26 protein-coding genes are annotated in these 23,616 nt (G+C 45.8%); 12 read left to right on the forward strand and 14 right to left on the reverse strand.

Features of this window, described 5'->3' with window-relative positions; genetic code table 11:
- The first annotated feature begins 104 nt into the window (after nucleotides 1-104).
- The 6 genes from UCH003_RS11515 to UCH003_RS11540 all read left to right on the forward strand — a co-directional run bounded on the left by UCH003_RS11515 (nucleotide 105) and on the right by UCH003_RS11540 (nucleotide 5,202).
- Entirely contained in the window at nucleotides 105-533 is a 429-nt protein-coding gene (locus UCH003_RS11515; protein ID WP_060826617.1) for a desulfoferrodoxin family protein, read from the forward strand.
- Nucleotides 534-694: 161 nt separating this feature from the next.
- Nucleotides 695-2,680 (forward strand): methyl-accepting chemotaxis protein, encoded by a 1,986-nt coding sequence (locus tag UCH003_RS11520; RefSeq protein WP_060826618.1) that lies wholly within the window; start codon nucleotides 695-697, stop codon nucleotides 2,678-2,680.
- Between the two features lie 124 nt (nucleotides 2,681-2,804).
- Nucleotides 2,805-3,362: a 16S rRNA (guanine(527)-N(7))-methyltransferase RsmG gene (gene rsmG, locus UCH003_RS11525; protein WP_041962890.1), complete on the forward strand. Its 558-nt coding sequence runs from the start codon at nucleotides 2,805-2,807 to the stop codon at nucleotides 3,360-3,362.
- Complete coding sequence (locus UCH003_RS11530; RefSeq protein WP_060826619.1) at nucleotides 3,352-3,579, forward strand: PP0621 family protein; 228 nt, start codon at nucleotides 3,352-3,354, stop codon at nucleotides 3,577-3,579. Before rsmG ends, UCH003_RS11530 begins: the two co-directional genes overlap by 11 nt.
- Entirely contained in the window at nucleotides 3,576-3,950 is a 375-nt protein-coding gene (locus UCH003_RS11535) for a hypothetical protein (RefSeq protein WP_060826620.1), read from the forward strand. Before UCH003_RS11530 ends, UCH003_RS11535 begins: the two co-directional genes overlap by 4 nt.
- A gap of 4 nt (nucleotides 3,951-3,954) precedes the next feature.
- Nucleotides 3,955-5,202, forward strand: coding sequence for a GGDEF domain-containing protein (locus UCH003_RS11540; RefSeq protein WP_060826621.1), 1,248 nt, complete (start codon nucleotides 3,955-3,957; stop codon nucleotides 5,200-5,202).
- Here the strand turns inward: UCH003_RS11540 and UCH003_RS11545 are convergent.
- The 3 genes from UCH003_RS11545 to UCH003_RS11555 are packed head-to-tail and all read right to left on the reverse strand — an operon-like array spanning nucleotide 5,199 to nucleotide 7,594.
- Nucleotides 5,199-6,227 (reverse strand): alanine racemase, encoded by a 1,029-nt coding sequence (locus UCH003_RS11545; protein WP_039672157.1) that lies wholly within the window; start codon nucleotides 6,225-6,227, stop codon nucleotides 5,199-5,201. The genes UCH003_RS11540 and UCH003_RS11545 overlap by 4 nt on opposite strands.
- Nucleotides 6,228-6,229: 2 nt before the next feature.
- A complete protein-coding gene (locus tag UCH003_RS11550; protein ID WP_039672156.1) occupies nucleotides 6,230-6,463 on the reverse strand; it encodes a hypothetical protein in 234 nt (77 codons plus the stop codon).
- Nucleotides 6,464-6,472: 9 nt separating this feature from the next.
- Nucleotides 6,473-7,594, reverse strand: coding sequence for a L,D-transpeptidase family protein (locus UCH003_RS11555; protein ID WP_060826622.1), 1,122 nt, complete (start codon nucleotides 7,592-7,594; stop codon nucleotides 6,473-6,475).
- Between the two features lie 159 nt (nucleotides 7,595-7,753).
- On the opposite strand from UCH003_RS11555, the gene UCH003_RS11560 reads away from it, so the two are divergent.
- The 5 genes from UCH003_RS11560 to nuoF are packed head-to-tail and all read left to right on the forward strand — an operon-like array spanning nucleotide 7,754 to nucleotide 11,998.
- Nucleotides 7,754-8,113: an NADH-quinone oxidoreductase subunit A gene (locus UCH003_RS11560; protein ID WP_060826623.1), complete on the forward strand. Its 360-nt coding sequence runs from the start codon at nucleotides 7,754-7,756 to the stop codon at nucleotides 8,111-8,113.
- Complete coding sequence (locus tag UCH003_RS11565; RefSeq protein WP_060826624.1) at nucleotides 8,104-8,622, forward strand: NADH-quinone oxidoreductase subunit B; 519 nt, start codon at nucleotides 8,104-8,106, stop codon at nucleotides 8,620-8,622. The genes UCH003_RS11560 and UCH003_RS11565 overlap by 10 nt, the downstream gene beginning before the upstream one ends.
- The gene (locus UCH003_RS11570) at nucleotides 8,615-10,282 is read left to right on the forward strand and encodes an NADH-quinone oxidoreductase subunit D (RefSeq protein WP_060826625.1); all 1,668 of its coding nucleotides are present in this window, start codon (nucleotides 8,615-8,617) and stop codon (nucleotides 10,280-10,282) included. Before UCH003_RS11565 ends, UCH003_RS11570 begins: the two co-directional genes overlap by 8 nt.
- Nucleotides 10,279-10,764 carry an NADH-quinone oxidoreductase subunit NuoE gene (nuoE, locus tag UCH003_RS11575; protein WP_060826626.1) on the forward strand — a complete coding sequence of 162 codons (486 nt, stop codon included), beginning with the start codon at nucleotides 10,279-10,281 and terminating at the stop codon, nucleotides 10,762-10,764. Before UCH003_RS11570 ends, nuoE begins: the two co-directional genes overlap by 4 nt.
- Nucleotides 10,754-11,998 carry an NADH-quinone oxidoreductase subunit NuoF gene (nuoF, locus tag UCH003_RS11580; protein WP_060826627.1) on the forward strand — a complete coding sequence of 415 codons (1,245 nt, stop codon included), beginning with the start codon at nucleotides 10,754-10,756 and terminating at the stop codon, nucleotides 11,996-11,998. The genes nuoE and nuoF overlap by 11 nt, the downstream gene beginning before the upstream one ends.
- A gap of 40 nt (nucleotides 11,999-12,038) precedes the next feature.
- Here nuoF and UCH003_RS11585 read toward each other — a convergent pair whose 3' ends face one another.
- The 10 genes from UCH003_RS11585 to UCH003_RS11630 form a co-directional block, all read right to left on the reverse strand.
- Nucleotides 12,039-13,070, reverse strand: coding sequence for a DUF4209 domain-containing protein (locus tag UCH003_RS11585; protein WP_060826628.1), 1,032 nt, complete (start codon nucleotides 13,068-13,070; stop codon nucleotides 12,039-12,041).
- Between the two features lie 99 nt (nucleotides 13,071-13,169).
- A complete protein-coding gene (locus UCH003_RS11590; RefSeq protein WP_060826629.1) occupies nucleotides 13,170-13,826 on the reverse strand; it encodes a DUF7380 domain-containing protein in 657 nt (218 codons plus the stop codon).
- A gap of 24 nt (nucleotides 13,827-13,850) precedes the next feature.
- On the reverse strand, nucleotides 13,851-15,332 hold the full coding sequence (locus UCH003_RS11595; protein WP_060826630.1) for an NADH-quinone oxidoreductase subunit N: 1,482 nt from the start codon (nucleotides 15,330-15,332) through the stop codon (nucleotides 13,851-13,853).
- Entirely contained in the window at nucleotides 15,329-16,807 is a 1,479-nt protein-coding gene (locus UCH003_RS11600; RefSeq protein ID WP_060826631.1) for a complex I subunit 4 family protein, read from the reverse strand. Before UCH003_RS11600 ends, UCH003_RS11595 begins: the two co-directional genes overlap by 4 nt.
- Nucleotides 16,808-16,810: 3 nt before the next feature.
- The gene (gene nuoL / locus UCH003_RS11605; RefSeq protein WP_060826632.1) at nucleotides 16,811-18,691 is read right to left on the reverse strand and encodes an NADH-quinone oxidoreductase subunit L; all 1,881 of its coding nucleotides are present in this window, start codon (nucleotides 18,689-18,691) and stop codon (nucleotides 16,811-16,813) included.
- Nucleotides 18,688-19,008, reverse strand: coding sequence for an NADH-quinone oxidoreductase subunit NuoK (gene nuoK, locus UCH003_RS11610; protein WP_039672146.1), 321 nt, complete (start codon nucleotides 19,006-19,008; stop codon nucleotides 18,688-18,690). Before nuoK ends, nuoL begins: the two co-directional genes overlap by 4 nt.
- Nucleotides 19,005-19,502 (reverse strand): NADH-quinone oxidoreductase subunit J family protein, encoded by a 498-nt coding sequence (locus UCH003_RS11615; RefSeq protein WP_041962899.1) that lies wholly within the window; start codon nucleotides 19,500-19,502, stop codon nucleotides 19,005-19,007. The genes nuoK and UCH003_RS11615 overlap by 4 nt, the downstream gene beginning before the upstream one ends.
- A complete protein-coding gene (locus UCH003_RS11620) occupies nucleotides 19,499-19,996 on the reverse strand; it encodes a NuoI/complex I 23 kDa subunit family protein (protein ID WP_039672144.1) in 498 nt (165 codons plus the stop codon). Before UCH003_RS11620 ends, UCH003_RS11615 begins: the two co-directional genes overlap by 4 nt.
- Complete coding sequence (locus tag UCH003_RS11625) at nucleotides 19,997-21,280, reverse strand: complex I subunit 1/NuoH family protein (RefSeq protein WP_060826633.1); 1,284 nt, start codon at nucleotides 21,278-21,280, stop codon at nucleotides 19,997-19,999. It abuts the gene before it with no gap.
- Nucleotides 21,277-22,788, reverse strand: a complete 1,512-nt coding sequence (locus tag UCH003_RS11630) for a 2Fe-2S iron-sulfur cluster-binding protein (protein WP_060826634.1) — start codon at nucleotides 22,786-22,788, stop codon at nucleotides 21,277-21,279. The genes UCH003_RS11625 and UCH003_RS11630 overlap by 4 nt, the downstream gene beginning before the upstream one ends.
- A 131-nt stretch (nucleotides 22,789-22,919) precedes the next feature.
- Between UCH003_RS11630 and UCH003_RS11635 the strand changes: the two genes are divergently transcribed.
- Complete coding sequence (locus UCH003_RS11635) at nucleotides 22,920-23,396, forward strand: hypothetical protein (protein ID WP_060826635.1); 477 nt, start codon at nucleotides 22,920-22,922, stop codon at nucleotides 23,394-23,396.
- Here UCH003_RS11635 and UCH003_RS13965 read toward each other — a convergent pair.
- Nucleotides 23,381-23,515, reverse strand: a complete 135-nt coding sequence (locus UCH003_RS13965) for a hypothetical protein (protein WP_280936889.1) — start codon at nucleotides 23,513-23,515, stop codon at nucleotides 23,381-23,383. The genes UCH003_RS11635 and UCH003_RS13965 overlap by 16 nt on opposite strands.
- Nucleotides 23,516-23,616: the final 101 nt, after the last annotated feature.

Consider the following 23,616-nt stretch of genomic DNA (forward strand, 5'->3'; position numbering starts at 1 on the left):
TTAAATCTACGAATTTAGTCTCTTAGTTACATTTTTTTATCAATTGACTTTTGAAACTTTTTAGCTATAATTTTTTCGTATTTTTCATCTTAAAGGAGTTGCGTATGAAACGAAGAGATGCTCTAAAAATAGGTGCTCTTGCCGCATTGGCGACGACGGTTGCAAGTGCTTACGACGAAAAATTAATCGTCAATAAACAAGCCATGAGCATTAAAGATCCGGCAAATCCTACCGAGGCGGAACTTAAACACTCTCCCGAAATCACGATCGGTACGGCGGATAAAAACGGCTTTGCGCTGGTGGAAGTCAATATCGGACAAAAAGGCGTTCTTCATCCAAGCGTCGAGAACCATTGGATTTACGAAATCACGCTTTTTGCGGACGGGCACAAAGCGGCAACGGTTTCGCTTGAGCCTAAAACGTCTCGCGGCTATTTGGCGGCACGCATCGATACGAAAAGCGTCAAAACGCTTTCCGCCGTCGCACGCTGTAATCTCCACGGCGACTATACCTCTTCTATCGCCGTTGTTTAAGCTTTTTTGATATAGCGTATTTGGGACGCACATCACGTGCGTCCCACGTATCGATTTTGAGCCTTTAATATTCGTTTGACGTACGTCAATGCATTTGGATTTCCGACATCAGTATAATCAACGTTATGAAATAAAACGACTTTTATACGAGGAGATAGAGTATGCGCCGCACCGTTAAGCTTCAACTAGCCTTTGTCTCGATCGTCGTCGGTCTCGTCGCCTTACTTATGGGTGTTAGAATGGCTATGACGACGCATGAAAAACTCTCCAATATTCAAAACCTTCAACGTATCGTCTCTCTTTCGACGAGCATTAGCTTACTCGTTCACGAAAGCCAAAAAGAAAGAGGTACGAGTGCGGGATATTTGGGCTCGTCGGGGAAGAAATTTGCCGATAAGCTTCCCTCGCAACGTCAATTGACGGATCAGGAAAGAACACGCTACCGCCAAGCGCTTCAAACGATCGATTTGAGCCGCTTCCCCGCTTCTTTGAGCGAACAGATTCGAACGATCGATACCATGCTTTCCAATCTGGAGAGCATTCGAAAACGCGTCGATACCTTTGCGATTAGTGCGGCGGAGCAAGTTGATTTTTACACGCTTTTAAACAAACACCTTTTAGACATCGTTACCTCCTCGTCCATGCTCTCGAATAATCCCGAAACCATCAAACAGCTCAATGCCTACGCCAATTTTCTCAAAGCCAAAGAACGCACGGGCATCGAACGGGCCGTCTTGTCCAATACCTTTGCCGCCGATGCGTTTGCGCCGAACATGTTCGTTAAACTGATTACCCTCGTCTCCGAACAAGCTTCGTATTTGGATGCTTTTTTAGGCACGGCTTCGCCTGCTTCGATAGCGTTTTACCAAAAAACGATGCAATCGCCCGTCGTGGGAGAAGTCGAGAAGATGCGCTCAAGTGCGATCACCAAAGCCAACGAAGGACATTTTGGCGTGGATGCAACCGTATGGTTTAACACGATTACCGATAAAATCAACCTGCTCAAAAGCGTCGACGATCATCTCTCCGCAGAAATCGAACAAACCCTTAACGCCTTGGAAGCCTCAACGTACCGTCATGTTTGGATTGAAGGCAGTGTGCTTGTCTTAACCGCCTTGATTATCATCGTCTTACTGTATGCTACGTTTAAAGACGTTTTACAGGCCATTACCGTTTCGGGAAAAAAATTGGAAAGTATCGCTTCCAACCTCGATCTTACCGAATCGCTCACGTTGAAAAACGATAACGAAATCTCCGATACGATGAAACAGGTACAAACCTTGATTTTAAATTTTAAAGCCTCCATCTCCAAAGCGTTAGAGACTTCCGACCAAAGCGTCGAAGCAAGCCATTCGTTAAACAGCGTTTCCGCCGACCTCTCCTGCAATATCGAAAAACAAAACCGCTTTATGCATACCGTCCAATCCGATATGCAACGCTTAAAAGCGAAAGAGTTGGAGATGAAACACACGTCGTTTCAAACTTGTCAAGACCTCCAACAAACGCAAGAGATCCTCAATACGTTTGTCACCAATATGCGCAGCGTCGTCGATCGTACGCGTCAAAGCGCACAAGAACAACACGCTCTAAGTTCTCAAGTTGAATCGCTTTCGCAACAAGCGACGCAGATCAAAGAAGTCCTTAGCATTATCGACGACATCGCCGATCAAACCAATCTTTTAGCCCTAAACGCCGCTATCGAAGCCGCACGCGCAGGCGAACACGGGCGCGGATTTGCCGTCGTCGCCGATGAAGTGCGCAAATTGGCCGAACGTACGCAAGCCTCACTGCTTGATATTAGCGCGACGACCAACGTTATCGTACAAACGATCGACCTTGTGACCGATAAAACGGAAAAAATTTCACAATCGTTTTTCAGCCTTTCGCAAGACACGAATCAACTCATCGGCGACTCCGAACGCACCTCCGCAACATTAAGCCGTACCATCGAAATCTCCGAGCAACAAAGTAACGAACATACGCTCGTCGCGCAAACGGCGGAAACGTTTATGCAACAAATCGACGATATGACGTCGCTCTCCGAACATAACAACGCCTTGGGCGAACGCGTTAAAGAGATTTCCGGTCAGTTGTTGACAAAAGCACAAAACGCCAATATCGAGCTACGCCGCTTTCGCATCCGTTAAACGCTTTCTTTGGTTACATGTGGATCGTACGAAAAATGCTTACCGTACGACTCACATGTAAACCTTCCTTAATCGCCCTTTAGATACGATATACTTTTAATATCTTTTTTTCAAAGGGCACGCAATGCTTCCGGAATATTTTGACTCACATGCCCAAACGTACGCATCGCTTTTATTGCACTATAATCGTACGCACAATATTTCCGGAGCCAAAACGCACGAAGCGGTCATGAAAAATATCGAAGATAGCGTCTATCCTTTACAGTTTTTGGAAAGCTCTTCGTTTCGAACGGCAATCGATATCGGCACGGGAGCGGGTTTTCCGGGAATGGTCTTGGCGTTTGCGCTACCGAACGTGCATTTTACGCTTTTCGAACCGATTGCAAAAAAAAGTGCTTTTTTACATCTGGTCAAAACAACGCTCGATCTTAAAAACGTTGACATTGCAACCGATCGCGTCGAAAAAGTAGCGCCTTTCGAGGTCGATTTGATTAGTTCGCGCGCCGTGACCCAAACAAAAACACTGGTACGATTGTGCCGTAATTTTATTCGACCTACGACAACCTTACTGTTTTACAAAGGCGAATTCGTTGAAGAAGAGATCAAAGGATTGTCGAACTGTCGCGTGTACCAAAGAGAAAAACGTTATTATCTTGTGATGAAGGATGTCGATGTTGCTTAAAATCGCGCTATTTTGCGCCGTTATCGTATTGATTTATCTCTTTTTTTTCAAAAATGCTCGAAAAGAAACGATTCAAAAAAACCGCGACGCGAAGAAATTAGAAGGCGAAACGATGGTGGAATGCCATGCGTGTTCAACGTTTATTAGCCATAAAGACGCCATCATTAAAGACGGTGTTTTTTATTGCTCCAAAGAGTGTGCAAGGTTGACGTCATGATCATTTTAGGACATTCGCTCATTCCCTATACGCCTTTTTATCGTATCGCCGCTCAAGAAGCATTGTCTCGCACGCCCTCAAACGCGATCGTGCTTTTTGAGTTTGACGCGCCTTTGGCAAGCTATTGCTTCGCGCAAAATGTTCCGTTTGCCATAAGCGTCAAAAACATTCAAGAGCTGATGTTGGGTCATGCGCTTCATGCTTCGTATTTCGTCGTCGGTAAAGCCTTGGTGTTACAAGCGCAAAAAATTGCCGACGACTATCTCTTCGACGCCAAAATACTGTTGACTTCAAGCGACGATAACGACATTGAGTTTGCCGCCTTGCACGGTATCGACGGTATTTTGTTTGCTGACGGAATCCGCGAGTAAGCCCATGCGCCGCGACCTTAACCTCTACGTTGTAGCTCTCATCGGTGCTCTTGCTTATTGGGTATTGGACGCTTTTTCCAACGTCGTACTTTACGGAAGTGCGTTTGGGGATGAACTTTTATTGCGTTCAAACCATAGCGTCGCATGGATTAAAATAGCAATTTTTGCGCTGATTTTTGCAGCGATTTTCTTTTCGAAACGTTTTTCTTTTCCTCTTCAAGACGAAAAAAACACCGAACCTTTAGACGAGATCGCACAGCTCCAACAACTCTCCGATGTCCTACTCTCTTCGCTTTCGACCAAACTCAATACCGTCAAAGCATTGGAGATTCTTGAAAAAAACTTGTCCTTAGAAGCAACGCTTTTGTTTCTCTACGATAAAGAGAGTATGACACTTTACAATGAAAACACTTTTATAAAAGCGCACTTTCGCTCCAAAGAGATTCATCCTCTGCACACCAACCCGTACCAAAGCGAAATCGAAAAAATCGCGATTCAAATCTACACCAAGAAATCCGCGTTTTCCAAAGAACATGTTACGATCGATAAAAAGACTTTAACGCTTTTTGCTTTTGAGATTAAAGAAGAGCGTCATGAAAAGATTTTGGGAAACTTAATGCTGGCAAGCTTCGCGCCTGAAATCGTTGAAGCCCACATGTCGATCATTCGCCGTTTTCTTCAAATGCTAAGCTTTGCACTTTCCTTTTCGGCAAAAAAAGAACTCTTGCAAAGTATGAATACGAGTTACGCCGGTGAAACGACGCAATACGATAAAACGCTTGACGTTTTTACCTATTTAAAACTCCAAGACGAAGTGCAACAAGAGTTTAAACGTCACAAACGCTACCACACGAATCTCACGCTCGTTCTCATCGAAATCAACGCCTTTAAAAATATCAGCAATATCTTTCCCGCTGCGGTTATCACGGGATTTAAAAGAGAATTTATTCAATTGGTGAAAAAAAATACGCGCGACATCGACGTCTTTGCAAAATGGACCGACGATCGTTTTGCGCTTTTGCTACCCGAAGTCGATTTTAGAGCGGGATTGGGCGTCGCTAAAAAATTTCAAGCCTTATTGGCTCAAACGAAGTTTTCCCATATCGGAACGATTAGTTGCAGTTTCGGCATTACCTCTTTGGCTCCCAAAGATACCTTATCGACGTTTAAACTTCGAGCGGAGAGCGCCTTGAGCGTCGCTAGCACGCGAGAAGCAAGCGGCGCAATCGAAATCAAGTTGTTCGCGAGCTAAATCACGATACGTTTTAACGAAGCGGAAAGTTTGGTCGTAATTTCGTAGCTAATGGTATGAAATTGTTTTGCAAGCGGTTCTGCGTCATCAAACATACAGACTTTCGCGGCATCGCCGCCCACGCAAAAACTATCCATCGACATACGTCCTTTGGTTGCTTTGCCATCTGCCATCAACACGGGTTCAAACCCGTCGAAGCGGAAAAAACCGTCCCCGTAACCGATGTCGTACGTCGAGATCACTTCGTCCTCTTTCGCTTCGTAAATACCGCCGTATCCGACGCGTTCTCCTTTTTTAAGGATGCGCGTGCTCAATTTTTCCGCCCATAACGCCATAACGGGTTTTAAGTCGTACGTGCCGATACGCGGATCGACCGGACTGTAGCCGTACATCGCAATCCCCGGACGTGCGAAGTCGTCGTCGCCTAAGGAGTTCGAGCGCAAAAGCCCCGCTGAGTTACAACAGTGAAAATGAATCTTCGGAAATGCGTACATGTTAGCAAAAGAGCGGATTTTTGCTTTTGCGCGTTCAAAATTGGAACGTTGCCAAAAAAACTCGCTCGTCAATTCGTCGGCACTGCGAAAGTGCGTAAAAACACCTTTGAGAAGCAACCCTTTTTGCGCAATCAATGCCAGTGCCGCTTCGATCATCTCTTCTTTAATGCCGTTTCGATGCATGCCCGTATCGATGCTCAAATGAATCGCCGCTCCAGGAGGAAGCGCATGCAATGCCTCTAGCGAATGCGTTGCAAACGAAATGCTCGGATGCAAGCTTTTATGCGTCGGATGATCGACTAAAGCCAAAACTTCGTCAAACATCGGAGCGATGATTTTAGCCTCGTCTATCGTCTTAACGGCGGCGCGGACGATGCCGTACTCTTGGCATAAACGCGCCATTAAGGCGACGTCGTGCCCGTAGGCGTTGTCTTTTAAAACCGCCATCAGCTTTTTTTTGCCGCCGGCTTTATCACTCAAAAGCGTGAGGTTGTGGAAAAAATGCGCTTTGTTAATCGTAATATATGCCATCTCTAATGCCTTAATTCGAACGCTTTAACGACAAAACTCCTAATTTTGCGCGCTTGGTAATCAAGTTTGTAAAAGTGTTCGTAAACCGTTTTGGCATCTAACGTTGGATGGTTCGAAAAGTCAAAACCGATACCCTTTTCGTCTTTGGGAATCGTCTCGTCCATATACGCCAAAAAAGCTTCACGCGCTGCGATCAGTTTGGCTAATTCTTCTTCAATCTCTTCGTGTTCTTGCATCTTTCTTTCCTATTTTTCCGCCAATATCTGCATTTTATCACCGACCATCTCTATATACAGCTCTTTATCGCCTTTTGAAGCAAAAGAGGGACTTTTGTACGTTTGGTAAAACGAAACTTTGAACAGTTTTCGATCGTCTACGGTCGGATACGGCGAAATACTGATATTTTCAAACAGAATCGTTTTGTTCTCTTTGCGTGAGAAAATTTGTTGTTTCATCGCCGAAAATTTTGCTTTTCCGGAGCCGTCCGATTTTTTGAAATCGTTGGAATAGAGATTGAGATAGGTCGTGATGTCGTTGACCTTCCAAGCCCGTTGCCATTTATAAACTTCGCTTAAAATCGTTGCAACTTGTTCGCGCGTCATTTTAGGGACTTTCGATTCGCCGATAATGACGACCGCACTTTGTGCGTTAATCTCCGTATCAAGGGTTAAGATGGCGTTGTTTTCCATGACCACGCACCCTTTACTCAAATCGTCTCTGTCTTTTCCGTCAATCGGCATACCGTGAATCCAAATGCCGTCGCCCGTTTTATTGCGTAAGACGTCGAAAAGATTGGGATACGAGAGTGAAAACGCCAACGGGCCGTAAAATTGATTGGTCGGCTTGAAACGTTTAATGATCTCATACACGCCCACCGGCGTCTTAAGATCGCCGCGTTTGACTTTATCGCCGCCTTTGCCCATAATAACGTCGTCGTGAACGCGAACAAGTTTCAATCCGTCTTCTTCGACATGGAAAACGTCACAGCGTTTTTTCTCTTTTTCACACACGATCAATGACTCGACGTCTTCGTAGTAGCCGTAACTCACATCGATTCCCTTAAGTTGCTTCAACCAATGATCGCGCGAAACCGACTCTTTTTCGCTCGGCGTTTTGAATTTAACGAAACGTTTTTGACCCAATTTAACCGCCGGCTCTTTAGGCTCTTCTTTTTTCGCCTCTTTTACTTCTTTAAAGGGTTCTTTGACCTCTTTGATTTCTTTCACTTCTTTGACTTCGTACTCTCGTTTTAAAAGCTCCTCGACGGCTTTAATACCTTTTGTTTTGTAAACGTAGTAAATATCGTCTGCCGTAATCGCGGCATACAAACCTAAAGAGAAAAGAGACAAAAAAACCAAATAGCGCATACACAATCCTCTAACTTTAATAACAATTTTGGGTGCTATTGTATAAAAAAATCTCTTAAGCATCGCTCTTTTTTAGCGATAAAATTGATTTTCTTTTTTTACGTCTCTTTTACATTTCTTTGGTTATGATGATTTCAGACCTTAGAGGAGATACGATTAATGTCTGAAAACCTTTTTTTAGCGTCGTGTATCGTCGCTTTTTTAACGCTTTTTCTTCCTCTGCTTTTTTTAGCTTCGGCTCGTTTAGGTCCTCGAAGCGAAACGAAAAACAAACATATGCTCTACGAAAGCGGCATCAGTTCTCCGATCGGTACGAGCGAGGGGCGCATGAGTGCCAAATTTTACCTGATCGCTATTTTATTCGTTTTATTCGACGTCGAAATTATTTTTATGTTCCCGTGGGCACTCAACTTAAGAGAACTCGGTTTTCTCGGTCTTTTTGAGATGCTGACGTTTATCCTGCTTTTAGCGGCGGGATTATGGTACGTGTATCGTATCAAGGCACTCTCATGGCAGTAGGAGCCGAGGCGATTTTCGGCGATAGCGTCATTACGTCGACGCTTGAGAGCGCACTTTCATGGGCAAGAGAATCGTCGATGTGGCCGTATGTTTTCGGAACGGCGTGTTGTGCCATCGAGTTTATGAGCGTGGCAAGCAGCAAATACGACATCTCGCGTTTCGGCGCCGAAGTGGTGCGTTTTTCGCCGCGCCAAGCCGATTTACTGATCGTCGCAGGAACGATTAGCTACAAACAAGCACCGATTTTAAAAAAAATCTACGATCAAATGTGCGAACCCAAATGGGTCATTAGTGCCGGAGCCTGTGCTTGTAGCGGAGGTTTTTACGACAATTACACTACCCTTCAAGGCATCGATGCGATTATTCCCGTCGACGTCTACGTCGCCGGATGTCCGCCGCGCCCCGAAGCTTTTTTAGACGCACTTTTGGCAATTCAAAAGATTCAAGCCGACGAACGTTTACTCGATGATCGCGCCAAACGCGTTTTCAAAGGACGCCTTGATGCCTAAAGCCTTTCTTGAACGCTTCGAAAAAGAGGTTTCGATCGACGCGTACGGTGCGTACAAACTCGATGCTTCTTTAATACTACAAGCCTTACATGTACTGTATCAAAACGACGGTTACACGTTTTTAGTCGATATGACGGCCATCGATTATTTACATCAGCCTTCGGCGTTACGACGCTTTGCGATCGTCTATCTTTTGCGTGATCGACTTTTTTCCAACGTGATAACGCTTAAAATCGACGTGGACGAAACTTTAGCGATCGATAGCATCGCTTCTTTATTTAAAAGTGCCAATTGGGCGGAGCGCGAAATCTGGGATCAATACGGCATTCATTTTAAAAACCATCCCAACCTCAAGCGCATTTTAAATCATAAAGAGTTTATCGGACATCCGTTGCGTAAAGACTATCCCATCACGCAAGGACAGCTCTGTCATAAAAGCGACGATTTGATGGACGAGATGACGCCTCGACTCAAACGCAAAGGCATTGAATCGCACGATGCGTTGATGTTTCTCAATTTAGGACCCGCACATCCGGCAAGCCACGGGACGATTCGCACGTTTGTGGCATTAGAGTCCGAAACGATCCGATGCGCCATCAGCGAAATCGGCTACTTGCACCGCGGTTTTGAAAAATCGTGCGAAAACCATACTTACAACCAAATCATTCCTTATACCGACAGGCTCAATTACTGTTCGGCAATTTTGAACAATATCGCTTTCGCGCATGCGGTGGAGGGTATTTTGGGCATTGAATTGCCCGATCGCGCCCAGTTTATCCGCGTCATTATCGGCGAACTTTCGCGTATGATCGACCATTTGGTCTGTTTGGCGGCGATCTTGGTCGATATGGGCGCGCTGACGAATTATTGGTATTTGTACAACCCCAGAGAGAGCGTTTACGATCTTCTTTCCAAGCTCACGGGAGCGAGGCTGACCAACTCTTATATGCGCATCGGCGGTATGAGCCACGATCTCTACGAAGGGTTCGAACACGACTTACATGTCTGTTTGAAAGCCATCGATACGGGAGTCGGCGATACGCTCACATTGATAGAGCATAACCGAATCTTTCACGATCGAACGCAAAACGTGGGCATTATTTCCCAAGAAGAGGCAATCAACCGAAGCCTCAGCGGCCCCAACCTCAGAGCCTGCGGCGTGGCATACGACCTGCGCGTCAATGCGCCTTATTATCACTACGAGAGTTTCGATTTCGATATGGCGTTAGGCAGCGTGGGCGACGTGTACGATCGCATTATGGTACGTTTTGAGGAGATCAGGCAAAGCAAACGCATCATCGAACAAGCGATGAAACGCCTTCCCCAAGGTGCGGTGTGCGTTGCGGATCGCTCAATTTCGCTACCGCCCAAGCATGAAGTTTACGGCAATATCGAGGGCTTGATGAATCAGTTTAAGCTCGTTTTCGAGGGCGTCAAAGTGCCTCCGAGCGAATCTTACCGAGCCATCGAAGGGGCCAACGGAGAGCTCGGCTTTTTTATCGTCAGCGACGGAAGCCCCAAACCGTATAAAGTCAAAGTCAGACCGCCGTGTTTTTATGCGATGGCGGCGTATCCGAGCATCATTGAAGGCGGTATGATCGCCGATGCGATACTTAGTTTAGGAAGTTTGAATATTATTGCAGGAGAGTTGGATCGATGAGTCGTTTTGGGTTTAATTGGGAGAACGAAGAAAAATTTGACGCGTTGCTAGAGCGTTATCCCGACAAACAATCGTTAATGTTACCCGCCTTGTGGATGGTTCAGTACCAAGAGGGATGGATTAGCCTAGATGCGATACGTTTTATCGCCAAAAAATTAGAACGTACGCCTATGGAGGTCTATTCGGTCGCTTCGTTTTACACGATGTTTCAACTCCAACCCGTCGGCAAATACCACATTCAGCTCTGCCGAACACTCTCGTGCATGCTCTGCGGCTCGAAAAACATTCAAGAGTACCTTCAATATAAACTCGGCATCAAAGTAGGCGAAACAACGCCCGATCGACAATTTACGCTTTCACTCGTCGAATGCCTCGGCTCATGCGGTACGGCACCTTGTATGCGGCTCAACGATACGTATATTGAGAACCTAACCCCTGAAAAAATCGACGAAATTTTAGACGGACTTTGCCATGATCGCTAAAGTGGTCAGCAAAAATTTCGATATTCCAAATGCCCACACCCTCGAAATTGCGCGTGCCAACGGCCGTTATGCCTCCTTGGAAAAACTCTTTTGTCTCAGCCCCGATGAAACGATTTGCGAAATCGAACGAAGCGGACTTCGAGGCAAAGGCGGCGGCGGTGCCTTGACGGGAGAGAAATGGCGACTCATTCCGCCCCAAAGCTCCAAGCCCGTTTACTTGGTCGTCAATGCCGACGAAGGCGAACCGGGGACGTTTAAAGACCGCCAAATTTTGGAGTTTGACCCGCATTTGCTGATCGAAGGCATCATCTGCGCAAGTTACGCCATCAATGCACACCACGCTTACGTATACATTCGCGGCGAATACGTCTTTTGGATGAACCGCCTGCAACAAGCGATCGACGAGGCTTATGCGGCGGGACTTTTGGGAAATAGCGTCTTCGGTCGCGATTTTTCTTTACATGTCACGATTCACAAAGGTGCGGGAGCGTATATTTGCGGCGAAAAAACGGCACTTTTGGAATCGTTAGAAGGCAAGCGCGGACACCCGAGACTCAAACCCAAAGGCAAAGAACCCGAATGGTTTTTCGGCAATCCCACCGTCGTCAATAACGTCGAAACCATCGCCAGCGTGCCGTTTATTATTCGCGAAGGTTATGCGTCGTACCGTGCTTACGGTACGGAACAAAGCCCCGGAACGATGCTGTTTGGCATCAGCGGACATGTCAAAAAACCGGGCGTGTACGAACTGCCTTACGGAACGAGCATGAAACGCGTCATTTACGAGTTGTGCGGCGGCATCAAAGGGGATAAAAATCTCAAAGCGATCATCCCGGGAGGCTCTTCGGTGCAAATCCTCAGGGCCGATGAGATCGACGATATAACGCTCGATTACGAATGTCTCAAAGCACACGGCTCGGCTTTGGGCACGGGCGGTATGATCGTACTGAACGAGAGCGTGAGCATTCCCGAAGCAATGAAAAATTTGTTTGCGTTTTACCATCACGAATCCTGCGGTCAATGCACGCCGTGTCGCGAAGGTACGGGTTGGGTCGATCGCATCTTAGCCAAAATCTTAGCGGGCAAAGGAAGCAAAGAAGACTACCAAACCATCCTCGATGCGGTCGATACGATGAACGGTAAAACCATCTGCGTGTTTGCCCCATCGGTCGCTTTTATCGCGCAAAGCTACCTTAAAAAATTTCGGGAAGAGTTTGAAGCGTTGATAAAATAATTTTTACATGTAAAGCTATTGTACGCTCTTTTAAAATGCTCTAATCTTCTTGTTTAAAATCAAAACTATTGTTATTAACGACCAATTTTAAACACAGCCACCACACATATACAGCTGGGTATGAGTTCATTTCTCCAACTTCGGATAACCCATGCGCTAAGTTATTTCTAAAATTGTAACCAAGTGATTTTGTTAGTAACACTTGCATTTCAAAAAGTAGATTTTCACTCAAAATAAGATGTATTTCCTCTTTGTCTAACAGCGTAGATAAACCTTGTTCTATTTCAATTCCTTCTTTATCAATCGTTGTTGTTTTAGCCCCTCTAACTTTTAATTGCAATCGAACAAAATGTTCAATTTGAGGAACTAAAAGTTGAATAGAAACTAAAAAATTAAGTTCAAAACCATACCACAAGCCTTCAACCCATACAACGATTCTTTCTTTAGGAATCAATGTGGAGTTTTCACAAATATGATATAAATCTTCTTTGGTAATGCGATGTTCAAGAAGTAGCCGAAAAAGTGCAGGAATGACATATGCCTGAGCAGTAAGTTCAATGTAATTTTTATAGTTTTGTACCATTGTAGGAAAGAGTGTATCAAAATCAGCTGTCATACTCTCTTTTAAATCAATGGGAGGTGTTTTGGCGATGGTTCTTCCATCATGATTTATATGCACACCCCCGAATAGATGTTGAATAGGAAATTGTTGGATATGCTCTTGCGCTTGCTTTTGAAAATATTCTTTTGTTTCTATATTAATCAAGTTTGCAAAAATAAATAGCGTTTTAAATTTAGGTTTATTTGATACCGCTTTTTCACTGTATTCGACCATTTCTTTAGTGTCTATTTGAGTTTCAACTCTTTGCATATATTCTAAAGCGATTTGATTTGATTCAGGTATTTTTTTCTCAATCTCAACGATAAGAGCATGAATATTATTGGTATCACGGTGTTTCTGTGGAATTTGTCTGAGTGCTTGCAACGCATTTTCGTAATGTGATGTACTTTGAAATTCATACGGTTGGGCAAGTGCATTTTGATAAAAAGAAAAACCTATTTCATAGAGCAACTTATAACATAGTTCTTTATTTTGTAGTTTTCTAGTCCATTTTAGAGCACATTGGTAATATTGTGTACTTTGATAATAGAGTTTTTGTTCTTTAAACTGCTATGCAACTGTTTCAAGTTGAGCCACAATAACTTCTATTTCTTCTTTTGTTAATTTGGCAATATCCAAAATTTCAACAAGACGCATTAAATAAAAATTGTCTTGACTTGAAGTATTTTTTATGTGTTCCAAAATAGGGTTAGTAATGTTCTCCGTAGGTTGATTAATGGTTAAAGCTAATAATATTGCTCGTTGCCATACTTTTCTTGCATAATGAATTGTATCGTGTGAGAGTGGATATTTTTGATAGTTTTCAATAGCAATTTTTACAAAATCAATAGCTTTGCCTCGTTTTAATGTCCATAAGACATCAGCTATGCGAGCTTTGATTTGGTATGTTTTACATTCGGGGAGTATGAGTTCAAAAAATTCTAATTCCTCTGAAGAAAAATCATCAAGTATTGCTGAACGACGACCATCTGCGAGAATAATGTATGGAGAGAATGGTTCATTTTTGCTTTGTGGATGTAACATCATTGAGCATAAATCACCCATTAAAAAAGAAATTCTTGCAACGGCTACTTTCGTACTATTTTTGGCTAATTCATAAAAGTTTGATGAAAATCGAGTGCAATTTAGGTGGCACTCGATTTGATTTTGAATGATTATAAAATTTTGAAGTAATAAGGGAGCATTTTTGCATTTTTTTCTGGTCATTTATTCTCTCTCTAATATAATAATCTATTTGATAAACAACGACATGTAAGAAAGTCGTGCGGTGTCGATGAGAAAATCCACGCCCGGAAAGTAGGCAATAAAGGTATTGCCGATGCCACCCCAGATGATCGCTAGGGCGATCAAACCGATCGTTAAGGGCGTAATACCCTTCAGGCTCGGTACGTCTTTCCAATCCGAATCGCATGCGGGGTAAAAATACATAAGCGCGATCAGTTTAAAGTAATAATACACCGATACAAACGTCGCCACCACGCCGCATACGGCAAGAAAGGTATACCCCGCCTCGATCGCTCCGGTAAAAATATAAAATTTACCCACAAAACCTATGGTGCTCGGAATTCCCGCCAAAGAAAGCATAAAGACGCTCAGCATCGCCGCCATGTAAGGATGCACATGGGCAAAGCCCCTAAAATCTTCGTACGTTACCCTGACATGTTCGTCCGCCGCAATATACGAAATCAGCCCGAACGCGCCCATTGCCGAGAGAAAATAGGCGACGAGGTAATAGATGATCGACGAAGCGGCACTTTCACCCGCGTAACCGATCGAGACGAAAGCGATCAGCAAATAACCCGTATGTACGATGCTCGAAGCCGCCAGCATTCGCTTCAAGCTCTTTTGGATAATCGCCAAAAAACTGCCGTACAGAAGCGTCGCGATAATAACGACGATGAAAAGCGTATCCCACGTATCGCGGATCGGATCGAAATCCACCAACATCAAACGAAGAATAAACCCGAAAATCGCCACTTTAAAGGTCGCCGCCATAAACGCGCTCACCGGAAGCGAAGAGCCGTCATACACGTCGATCGTCCAGTTTTGAAACGGAAACGCGGAGATTTTGAACAAAAACGTTACCAAAATCAAAGTCGCACCGATGATCACGAGTGAAACGTCTTTACCCATCAGCGTATCCAAGCGGTTTCCCATTTCTCCCAAGATCGTCGTACCCAGACCCGCATACACAAACGCACTGCCTAAAAGAAAGAAGATGCCCGCCAAAGAACCTAACACAAGGTATTGAAAACTCGCTTCCACGCGTTTGTCGTGGACTTTTTGAAAGCCGATCATCACGTAGAGGCTTAGCGACGCGATCTCCAATGCGATAAAAGCACTGAGCAATTCGCTTGCATGCACCAAAAGCATCATCCCGAAAACCGAAAACAAGAAAAGCGAAAAAAACTCTTTTTTAAAGTGTCTCTTTGTCTGAAAATAGTGCGTGCCGATCAGTGAAGTTACCAATGCGCCGCTTAAAATAATCGCATCGAAATAGACCGAATAACTATCGACGATGAGCATTTTGTGAAAAAATTTCGGCAAAGGGAAAAAGGTGAACAACTCTCCGAACGACGTGAGCGTAAGGATCAAGCCGATCAGAAGCGTCACGAAAGCAAACAACGAACAGTGTTCCATACGAACTTTGGGCATCGCCGACAAAAGCATCAAAAGCACCGCGCCCAAGGCAATGCATCCAAGCGCGATCATGCATTCGCTCCTACATGTAAGATCGTATCGAGGTAATAGTGTAAGGTCGGCGTGATTTTTGCCAAGAAAAAATCAGGGTAAACACCCATCGCGACGATCAAAAACGCCAAAGGAAACAGACCGACGATTTCGTGAAGGCTCAAGTCGCGCATGTGCGAAACGTCGTTGCCGCTTTGCACCAAAATCGCTTTTTGAAAAACCCAGAACATATAACTCGCCGCCACCAAAACGGTCAATGCCGCTAAAACGCCCAAATAGGGATTGTAATGAAAAATACCCAAAACGATCAACAGTTCCGCCACAAAGCCGTTCGTTCCGGGAATGCCGACCGTACAAAAGAGCATGATCGCAAAGTAGACGCTAAACCACGGAGCGCGCTTGGCAATGCCGCCCAAGGCACTTAGCGGGCGAATCCCCAAATGGCGTTGCATCACGCCGACCAATAAAAAGAGCCCTCCCGTGGCAATCGCGTGGGCAACGATGAGAAAGGCACTGCCCGTTAAGCCTTGCATGTTGAGCGAAAAAACGCCCGCAGTGATCAGCCCCAAGTGCGACGCCGAAGAGTACGCGAGCATCTTTTTGATGTTATCCTGCACAATCGCCGCAATGCCGAAATAGATCAAACCGAAAATTCCCAAGCCGATAAAAAAGCGCGCGTAGGCGACAAAAAGATCGGGAAAAAGCGGCATCGTAAAGCGCACCAAAGCATACACGCCCAATTTTGCCATGATCGAAGAGAGTAAAAAAACGCCTCCGGTAGGCGAAGTCGAGTAGGTTTCCAAGAGCCACGAATGAAAGGGAAAAAGCGGGATTTTGATCGCAAAGGCGATCATAAAACCGGCAAACAAAAACATCTCTTGAACCTGCGTCAAACTCGAAATCCGCACCAAATCCGAAAGCGCGAAACTCCATATCCCGAATTCATAGTAGTGCGACACGCCCAAATACAAAATACTTACAAACATAAAAAGCGACCCCATAATCGTGTAAACGGTGATCTTCAAGGTCGAAAAAACACGATTGCCCGAGCCGAAAAGCCCGATAATCATAAAAACGGGGAGTAGCATCGCTTCCCAAAAAAAGTAAAACAAAAACAGATCGAGCGAAAAAAGCGTACCGCTAATGCCCGATTGAATGAAAAGCATACTGATCCAATAACTTTTCGAACGTTCGTTGTGCCACAACAAAAGATACGCGCTCGGAAGCAACGTGGCGATGAGCATCAACACGATCAGCGAAAAACCGTCGACGCCGACGCGATACGTGATACCGTAGCTTTTGATCCAATCGTACTGCTCGTAAAACTGCATCTGCGCGCTTGGCACAAAATGTTCATGCACGTAAAACGCCAACGCAAAAATGACCAAAGAGACGCCAAACGCTCCGTTACGCGTTGCTTTTGCGCCCACGGGAAGAACCAAAAGCACGCACGCAACCGCCATCGGTAAAAAAATAATCCAAGAGAGGATACCCATACGCTACCTCAATACCGCAAGTAAATAACACGAAGCCGCTCCGATACCCGCAATCATAATAAACGCATACAACCGAACGGAGGCATTTTGAACCCAAGCGATTCGAGTTCCCGCCGCGACAAATCCTCGACTCATTCCCATTACGACGCGATCGACAAGCTTTTTGTCCATTGTCTCGGCGATAAAACGGCTCAAGCGTTGAATCGACTGCACGAACAGTACGTCGTAGAGCTCGTCCACGTAAAATTTGCGGTATACGATTCCTTCGGGTTTGTATGCGACGCGTCTATCGTAAAAACGAAATTTTCGATAGGCAATTGCTATGCCTAAAAGAGCGGCAACGACGTTCAGTGCGATTAGTATTTCCTCGACAACGTGCGAAAGATGAAATGCCTCGCGCCTCCATGAGGCTAACCATTCGCCGATGAGATGCTTGCCGCCGAAGAGTTCGGGCAATCCTAAAAATCCCGCAAACGTCGCCCCCACCGCTAAAACGATTAAGGGTGCTTTCATTACCCAATCGACGTCATGTACCTCAGAATGCGACGCGTGCGTTCCTTCAAAAACGACGAAGAAGAGTCGAAACATATAATACGAACTCAATACCGCCGTCACCGTACCGATCAACCACAGTTCGTAGTGACCGCTTCCAAACGCAACCGACAAAATTTCGTCTTTGCTGAAAAATCCCGCAAACGGCGGAATACCGCTAATCGCCAAGGTCGCTATCAGCATCGTTGCGTAGGTAACGGGCATGACGCGGCGCATTTCGCCCATTTTGAAGATGTCTTGTTCGTGATGCAACGCGACGATCACCGCTCCGGCTCCCATAAACAAAAGTGCTTTAAAAAAAGCATGCGTAAAGACGTGAAAAAGCGCGCTATCGTATGCTCCAAGTCCAACGGAGACGAACATGTAGCCTAACTGCGACATCGTCGAATACGCCAAAATCTTCTTAATATCGCTTTGTTTCGTGGCGATTAGTGCGGCAAAAAACGCGCTTAACGCACCGATATACGCGATAAAAATACCCACATGCGGCACCAAATCGTAGAGAAAATGAAACCGTGCAACCATATAAACGCCTGCGGTAACCATCGTTGCGGCATGAATCAACGCCGAAACGGGCGTGGGTCCCGCCATAGCATCCGGAAGCCAGACGTACAAAGGAATTTGCGCCGATTTTCCCATCGCACCGACAAAAAGAGCCACGGCAATTCCCGTTAAAATCTCAGACGGCACCGCACCGATATGCAAGGCAAGCGTTTCGTAGCTAAAATCATGAGACTGCCCGTAAAAAAAGAGCATCGCCAAACCGATTAAAAAGCCTAAATCACCGACGCGATTGACGATAAACGCTTTATTGCCGGCAACGACGTTGGCATTGTTTTGATAATAAAAGCCAATCAAGAGGTACGAACAAAGCCCCACCCCTTCCCAGCCGATAAAGAGCATCAAAGGGCCATCGGCCAAAACCAACAAAAGCATACACGCCGTAAAGAGATGAAAATAGGCGAAAAATTTGCCGTAACCCTCGTCTTTGTTCATATATGACGTTGCGTAAAGATGAATCAAGCCGCTCACGAGCGTGATAAAAAAGACCATAAACAACGACAATTTATCGCCTAAAAATCCCATATCGATGCGATAATCCCCTACATGTAACCAAACGTAGGCACGATAATGCAACGCGTGTCCGCGGAGCATCAGCTCACGCAGTGCCGCTAAACCCAAAACAAACACGACCGCAGGAGAAAACAGTGCGACGAAGGTAAAGTAGCGTTGCTCAATACGCCTTTGCGTGATCGAAAAAAGGTACATCGCTCCTAGCAGTACAAACGAACACAGCGGAAGCAAGACGATCCAAGCCAACACGATGCTCATGCCGCCTCCTTTTGAGACAACGCACGAAACGCGTCGGCATCTAAAGATTGCTTTCGCCTAAACAGAACAACGATCAACGCCAAAAAAACCGCTGCTTCCGCCGCCGCCGTCGCAATAATCAAGACGGCAAAAATTTGACCGTCGTAAGAATGGCGGTATTGAGCCAAAGCGACGAAAAGAAGGTTGATCGCGTTGAACATCAATTCAATCGACATGTAGATTACGAAAATATTTTTGCGCGCGATCACGCCCAAAAGCCCGATTGAAAACAGCAGCATCGCCACCAGCACGTACGAAAAAAGCGACGAGACGATCATACCTCATCCTTTCGCGCAAAAACGACCGCACCGATAAGGGCGACCAAAAGCAACAATGAAATCAGCTCAAAAGGCAACAGCCATTTCGTAAACAACTCCGCACCCAAAGGTTTGATCTCGCCGAAATCTTCCGCCAAAGGCTCTCTTAAAAGCGGCATCGCATAAAATGCGCGCAAGACGAGAAGATTGAGCGGGATCAAAACGATACCGCCGAGAAAGAGGTAAAGCGTTTTATTGGGTTCTTTGGGCAAATTGGACTCTTTAACGTTTAAAAACATGATAATAAAAATAAAAAGCGTCAAAATCGCTCCGGCATAAACGATAATTTGCACCGCAAACAAAAACGAAGCGTTCAAAAGCGCAAAAAGTCCCGCAAGTGCCAAAAGCGTCACGATCAAGCTCAATGCGCTGTGGACGGGCTGATGCAATACGATCATCCCGAAAGCACCGAGCAGGGCAAAAAAAGAGAGAAATATAAACAAAAAGTCGTTCATGCGTTTTCCTTGGCTTCACGGGCTAAGAGTTGCTCTTTCGTCTGGATAAAATCTTCGCGTTTTTTCCCGATAAAACTAAAAATACCGCTGTCCATGCGAATCGCGTCGCACGGGCACGCTTCAACGCACGCTCCACAAAAGACGCACTCTAAAAGATCGATGTCGAAGCGTTTGGGCATCTTTTCATCCACGCCGTCTTCGCGCTCTTGCGCTTCGATAAAAATACACTCCGCCGGACATGCCGTTGCACACATAAAGCAAGCAACGCATCGCACGCTACCGTCTTCACGCTTGGTTAAACGATGCACGCCTCGGTAACGCTCACCGATGTCGTGAGGTTGTTCTTCGGGATAACTAAAAGTTTTAATCTGCGGCGTATCGCCTAAATTGACGGTAAAATGGCGCAAGGTCGTTTTCATACCGCCGAAAATGGCGGGAAGGTAAAGTTTTTCCCGTAGCGTTTTCCCGTGACGCGGAACGATTTTAACACCCATTTACGCCCCCCTCAACACGATGACGCTCGCGGTCACGATAATATTGGCAAGGGCTAAGGGCATCAACACTTTCCAGCCTAACATTTGCAGTTGATCGTAACGAAAACGCGGCAACGTCCAACGCACCCATACGAAAACGAAATTCATCGCCAAGAGTTTAAGCGCAAAGGTCACGACTTGCAACAATGCCGTTAACATCTGCGTCGAGAAAGACGACAATCCGACGATCCAAACATAACCGATACCCGCCGCTAAAACGCCGTTCAATCCGATAATAATGTTGCTAAGCCATGCACTTTCGCGGTTTCGGCAGTCGTTTGGCAGTGCCCAACGGTTATGTTTGCGTATCCAACGAATACCATAAAAACTTCCCAAAGGTACGACGATCACTATCGCGCCTAAGATGAGAGGCATCGTGACATGTAAGGTTTGGGTATTGAGATAAGGCAGTTGAAATCCGCCGAAAAAAAGCGTGACGATCAACGCACTCGATGCGCTCATCGCAACGTATTCGCCGACGAAAAAGAGTCCAAAACGCATCGCACCGTACTCGGTATGAAACCCGCCGACGATTTCGCTTTCGCCCTCGACTAAGTCAAAAGGCGTTCGGTTGGCTTCGGCAAAAGCGGTCACGATAAAAATCAATGCCGCCAAAGGCTGGAGAAAAATGCCCCAAGCGGGCAAAATGCCGCCCAAAAGCTCGCCTTGCGCACGGACGATATCGCCTAGCTGAACCGAAGGATAACACAAAAGCACCGAAATCAACGAAAGTCCCATCGCTGCTTCGTAGCTGATGACCTGAGCACCCGAGCGCATCGCGCCTAAAAGCGCGTATTTGTTACGGCTTGCCCATCCGCCGATCATAATACCGTACACGCTCAAACCCGCCAATGCTAAAAACCACAAAATGCCCGTATCGATCGGCAAGCCTTGCATGATAAAACGCTCGCCCTCAACATACACGTCGTCCGCAAAAGGCATAACCATAAAGCTCAAAAACGCCGAAACGAAGACGATCACGGGAGCTAAAGAGAAGAGGAATTTTTCGCGAATCGCGTTGGCTCTAAAATCTTCTTTAAAAAAAAGCTTGAGCATATCCGCCAACGACTGCACCAAACCGCCCAAACGAATCCCCGCGATATGGCAACGATTAGGCCCTAAGCGGTCTTGAATCAATCCGGCGACCCGACGCTCGATCCAAACCAAAATCGGTGCGGCTCCAAGCGAAAAGAGCAAAGCCAATACCACGTTCAAAACGACGATACCGATCGCAAGCCCGCTCATAAGACAATCCTCGGCGTCGAGGGAAGCAGAGCAAACGAGAGATCTTTAAACGGCTCCAAACAGACGATCTCTTCTTCCCAAACCTCTTGCGCGCGCGTAATGCCGTCTCCTAGCACCGTGCCTAAAAGTTCCAAAAGCGTTTTACGCCCTTTGTCGTTTGCGATCATACACGCGCTGTACTGCACGTAGCCGTCGATGTTGACGTACGTTCCCTCTTTTTGCGTGTGCGACGCGACGGGCAACATCAGCTCTACGGCTTCACATGTCATGCCTCCGGCGTCCAACACGACCACGCTTTTACGGCAAGGCGCATCAAACGTCAAAGCCACGTCGTGACGGCCGATTAAGACGATTAGTTCGGCATCTTGTAAAGCGTTTTGGAATCCCTCTTTCGTGTCGTCGATCCCCAACAAAGGCAACGCCCGTGCGTTAGCGGAGCGATCCGAACATTTTAAAAACGTGTCTCCAAAACATTCATCAAAGCGGTCAGGCTCATACGCGCTTAGTTTAATAGTGTAAAGCTTGGCAAGTTTTTGAAGGCGTACGAGCTCTTCCAAGCAAAGCGATGAGGAGAGAACAAAGAGGGTTTTGCCTAAATAGCGTTTTACCAAACGAAGCCATTTTCCCTCGGCGTAGTCGTATTCGCTGACTTTCCCCCGAATCATCGCCTGTGCATCGAAAAGAGCGTTCTCTTGAGCATAACTCAATCGTCCCGCATCGCAGATGAAATAACCGTTGATCGCATCGTTAAAACGCGGTCGATAACGGTAAATTTTTTCGCTTCGGTACTTTTCTTTATGGTGATCGACGAAAATCGAACACCCTCGCGCGCAAGCGTTGCAGATCGCTTTTTCGCTTTGCAAAAACCACACGCGTTTGGCAAAACGAAAATCTTTGCTGGTAAGTGCTCCCACCGGACACAAATCGACCACGTTCATCGCATAAGGATTGCTCAGCTTTTCGCCCGGAAACGTGTCGATGACCGACGTATCGCCGCGAGAAAGAACGCCTAGTTCGTGCGTTTTCGTAATCTTCTCGGTAAAGCGTACGCACCTCGTACACAACACGCATCGCTCTTGGTCGAGTACGACGTTCGAACCCAAATCGACATGCTTTTTCCCGCGCACTTTGGGGGTGCTAAGACGGCTCTCGTAAAGTCCGACGTCCATGTAGTAATTTTGCAAAGAGCACTCTCCGGCTTGGTCGCAAATCGGGCAGTCGATCGGATGGTTGATGAGCTCCATCTCCAAAATCGAGCGTTTAACGCGATCGATCTTTTCGCCTTTCGTGCGAACGACCATACCCTCTTTGACCAAAGTATCGCAGGCGATTTGCGGACGCTTTTGCCCTTCGATCTCGACCATACACATACGGCAATTACCGTCTTTTCCTAATGCGGGATGATAACAAAAATGGGGAATAGAAATCCCCTGAGAAAGTAACGCTTCGATGAGTAACGTGTTTTCGCGGACTTCGATCCGTTTTCCGTCTACGCTAAGTGACACCATGGACGTCTGAACCCTCATAATGAGCTTATTTCTCCATTCTATCGACACCAAACTTTAAAGTAGCTGTCACTTCACATTTACTCAATTTTAACAAAGTCGTGTTATATTAACACGTCAAAAAAAGGCTTTTCATGAATAGTTCAAAAATCATTAAATATTTTTTAGTCGAATGTATCGTCGTTGTCTTGATTGCGGCGTACTTTTTAATCGATTCGAGCGACCTATACCGTTGGTGGGTCGGCGATACGCAGTTTGCGACGCTTTCGCTTCCGTGCGATTTGCATCAAAAACGCTGTGAATTGAACCTTAAAGACGATACGCCGCTTTCGTTTGAGATCGATCCCAAATCCATTCCGCTCATGCAACCGCTTCATTTTAAGGTCACGACGCCGCATGAACTCTCTTCGATCGAACTGAAAATTTTCGCCACCAATATGAACATGGGATTTCATACGTTCGTCTTAAAACCGACGGCTAAGGGCGTATACGAAGGCAGCGGTCTTTTACCCACATGTGCGGTCGGGAATATGATATGGCAAGCCAACGTCATTTTAAACAAAAGCGATCGAAGTTTAGGGGCGATTTTCACGTTTCAAACCGATAAATAAGCTTTTTCTAACGTCGTCTCGAGCGTTTTATTTTCAAGGCGTTTCAAAAGCTTGACGCGGGCTTTCGTAAACGATTTGGACGGTATGTTCTCGTACGGATTGGATATTGCATTATCCATCGTGTAAAACGTATAAAATGTCACACATTCGACTAAAATATACTATTTTTTTGTTATACTAAGCACTTTAGGATAAAGACAACGAAGTTACTATAAGGAGA

The organism is Sulfurospirillum cavolei, from assembly GCF_001548055.1.
Classification (GTDB): domain Bacteria; phylum Campylobacterota; class Campylobacteria; order Campylobacterales; family Sulfurospirillaceae; genus Sulfurospirillum.

What these genes read in the sequence shown, in the direction of transcription:
- UCH003_RS11515 (WP_060826617.1), top strand. Translation starts at nt 105, where the DNA reads ATGAAACGAAGAGATGCTCTAAAAATAGGTGCTCTTGCCGCATTGGCG.
- rsmG (WP_041962890.1), top strand. Translation starts at nt 2,805, where the DNA reads ATGCTTCCGGAATATTTTGACTCACATGCCCAAACGTACGCATCGCTT.
- UCH003_RS11570 (WP_060826625.1), top strand. Translation starts at nt 8,615, where the DNA reads ATGCCTAAAGCCTTTCTTGAACGCTTCGAAAAAGAGGTTTCGATCGAC.
- UCH003_RS11600 (WP_060826631.1), bottom strand. Translation starts at nt 16,807, where the DNA reads ATGGGTATCCTCTCTTGGATTATTTTTTTACCGATGGCGGTTGCGTGC.
- UCH003_RS11545 (WP_039672157.1), bottom strand. Translation starts at nt 6,227, where the DNA reads ATGGCATATATTACGATTAACAAAGCGCATTTTTTCCACAACCTCACG.
- UCH003_RS11595 (WP_060826630.1), bottom strand. Translation starts at nt 15,332, where the DNA reads ATGATCGCGCTTGGATGCATTGCCTTGGGCGCGGTGCTTTTGATGCTT.
- UCH003_RS11620 (WP_039672144.1), bottom strand. Translation starts at nt 19,996, where the DNA reads ATGGGTGTTAAAATCGTTCCGCGTCACGGGAAAACGCTACGGGAAAAA.
- nuoE (WP_060826626.1), top strand. Translation starts at nt 10,279, where the DNA reads ATGAGTCGTTTTGGGTTTAATTGGGAGAACGAAGAAAAATTTGACGCG.
- UCH003_RS11540 (WP_060826621.1), top strand. Translation starts at nt 3,955, where the DNA reads ATGCGCCGCGACCTTAACCTCTACGTTGTAGCTCTCATCGGTGCTCTT.
- UCH003_RS11550 (WP_039672156.1), bottom strand. Translation starts at nt 6,463, where the DNA reads ATGCAAGAACACGAAGAGATTGAAGAAGAATTAGCCAAACTGATCGCA.
- nuoF (WP_060826627.1), top strand. Translation starts at nt 10,754, where the DNA reads ATGATCGCTAAAGTGGTCAGCAAAAATTTCGATATTCCAAATGCCCAC.
- UCH003_RS11530 (WP_060826619.1), top strand. Translation starts at nt 3,352, where the DNA reads ATGTTGCTTAAAATCGCGCTATTTTGCGCCGTTATCGTATTGATTTAT.
- UCH003_RS11535 (WP_060826620.1), top strand. Translation starts at nt 3,576, where the DNA reads ATGATCATTTTAGGACATTCGCTCATTCCCTATACGCCTTTTTATCGT.
- UCH003_RS11630 (WP_060826634.1), bottom strand. Translation starts at nt 22,788, where the DNA reads ATGGTGTCACTTAGCGTAGACGGAAAACGGATCGAAGTCCGCGAAAAC.
- UCH003_RS11590 (WP_060826629.1), bottom strand. Translation starts at nt 13,826, where the DNA reads ATGACCAGAAAAAAATGCAAAAATGCTCCCTTATTACTTCAAAATTTT.
- nuoL (WP_060826632.1), bottom strand. Translation starts at nt 18,691, where the DNA reads ATGAGCATCGTGTTGGCTTGGATCGTCTTGCTTCCGCTGTGTTCGTTT.
- UCH003_RS11560 (WP_060826623.1), top strand. Translation starts at nt 7,754, where the DNA reads ATGTCTGAAAACCTTTTTTTAGCGTCGTGTATCGTCGCTTTTTTAACG.
- nuoK (WP_039672146.1), bottom strand. Translation starts at nt 19,008, where the DNA reads ATGATCGTCTCGTCGCTTTTTTCGTACGTGCTGGTGGCGATGCTGCTG.
- UCH003_RS11565 (WP_060826624.1), top strand. Translation starts at nt 8,104, where the DNA reads ATGGCAGTAGGAGCCGAGGCGATTTTCGGCGATAGCGTCATTACGTCG.
- UCH003_RS11635 (WP_060826635.1), top strand. Translation starts at nt 22,920, where the DNA reads ATGAATAGTTCAAAAATCATTAAATATTTTTTAGTCGAATGTATCGTC.
- UCH003_RS11520 (WP_060826618.1), top strand. Translation starts at nt 695, where the DNA reads ATGCGCCGCACCGTTAAGCTTCAACTAGCCTTTGTCTCGATCGTCGTC.
- UCH003_RS11555 (WP_060826622.1), bottom strand. Translation starts at nt 7,594, where the DNA reads ATGCGCTATTTGGTTTTTTTGTCTCTTTTCTCTTTAGGTTTGTATGCC.
- UCH003_RS11615 (WP_041962899.1), bottom strand. Translation starts at nt 19,502, where the DNA reads ATGAACGACTTTTTGTTTATATTTCTCTCTTTTTTTGCCCTGCTCGGT.
- UCH003_RS13965 (WP_280936889.1), bottom strand. Translation starts at nt 23,515, where the DNA reads ATGGATAATGCAATATCCAATCCGTACGAGAACATACCGTCCAAATCG.
- UCH003_RS11625 (WP_060826633.1), bottom strand. Translation starts at nt 21,280, where the DNA reads ATGAGCGGGCTTGCGATCGGTATCGTCGTTTTGAACGTGGTATTGGCT.